The organism is Alcanivorax xiamenensis, assembly GCF_009846745.1.
GTDB lineage: Bacteria > Pseudomonadota > Gammaproteobacteria > Pseudomonadales > Alcanivoracaceae > Alloalcanivorax > Alloalcanivorax xiamenensis.
In genome coordinates this window covers 1-1,219 of record NZ_AQPF01000111.1, presented here as the reverse complement: position 1 = coordinate 1,219, position 1,219 = coordinate 1, and the positions used below count along the sequence as shown (strand labels likewise).

The 1,219-nt window shown below is 58.0% G+C and carries 1 protein-coding gene; it reads right to left on the bottom strand.

Annotation, left to right across the window (positions count from 1 at the left end; translation table 11 throughout):
* Positions 1-51: 51 nt before the first annotated feature.
* A complete protein-coding gene (locus A6D6_RS21610) occupies positions 52-1,101 on the bottom strand; it encodes an IS481 family transposase (protein WP_159661850.1) in 1,050 nt (349 codons plus the stop codon).
* Positions 1,102-1,219: the final 118 nt, after the last annotated feature.

The window sequence follows — 1,219 nt, the reverse complement described above, 5'->3', positions numbered from 1 at the left end:
TGTACAGTGATGGTTATTACCTGACAGTCCCCTCCTGACGGGCAGTTTCAGTTATGCCGTTTGTGCGGCGGTTTTTGCAACGACTTTCTTCTCCTTTGGCAGGCCCTTCACGAACACGGCATAGGGCGTTCTACCTTTCATGTCGCGTCCCTGATGAGGGCGTTTGGTGTTGTAGCGAACCAGGTAGTCATCCAGGTCGGTCTGCATTTCGTCGACGCTCTCATACCACTTCTCGCGCCCTTTGATCCGGAAGTGTTCATCCAGCAACGTACGATGCATCCGTTCCACGAAGCCATTGGATTGTGGCCGCCGAACCCGGGTGGTGCGGTGTTCGATCTCCTCGAGCTGGAGGAACAGTTCGTACGGGTGGGTGTCGGGCCTCCCGCAGAATTCCCGCCCGTTATCCGACAAGATCGTGGAGATGCGGGCATTGTGTTTCTCGAAGAAGGGCAGAACATCATTGTTGAGTACGTGAACGGCGGTGATGGGCAGTTTCGAGGTATAGAGACGGCCCCAGGCGTAGCGGCTGAAGCAGTCGATGACGGTCTGCAGATAGACCTTTCCGACCCCTTTGAGCTGGCCGACGTAGAAGGTGTCGACGGCCACTAACTCCCCGGTATGGTTGGTAATAATGTGTCGCTCCCTGAACTCCGGGCTGAAGCGCTCCAGGAGCCTGACCTGGCGTTCGGTGAGTTCCACCCGCTTCTCCCGGGTGGCCTGCTCCAGGCGCATCAGTCTCTCGTGTTTGGTCTGGAGGTTGTGCCGGGCCCAGACTCCGCGTACGCCCATGGAAGACACCGTAACGCCCTCCAGGGCCAGTGACTGAGCGACCCTCAAGCAGCCGTGGGTCGGTTCCTTCAGGCAATACGCCAGAACGGCTTCCTCGATCTCCTCACTGACCCGGTTGGGGTGAGGGCCGCGGGCGCCAGGAAGGCGGTCAATCAGGCCCTCTGAGCCATAGGTTTGGAAGTTCCGCCGGATTTCATAGAACTGCTGCCGGGAGTAGCCCATTACCTTGCAGGCTCTGGAGACATTGCCCAGATCCTGGGCCAGTTCTAGCAGGCTGAGCTTGCGCCGTGCTACTTTCTCATCGGTGGTCATATCCCACTCCTTTCAGGTTGTAGATAACGTCTGCTAACGCTTTCTTTAACCCGTCAGGGGGGATATGGCCACCGCTTCTAGGCGCGGTGGACTGTCAGGGGAATACCATCACTACACA

What these genes read in the sequence shown, in the direction of transcription:
- A6D6_RS21610 (WP_159661850.1), bottom strand. Translation starts at nt 1,101, where the DNA reads ATGACCACCGATGAGAAAGTAGCACGGCGCAAGCTCAGCCTGCTAGAA.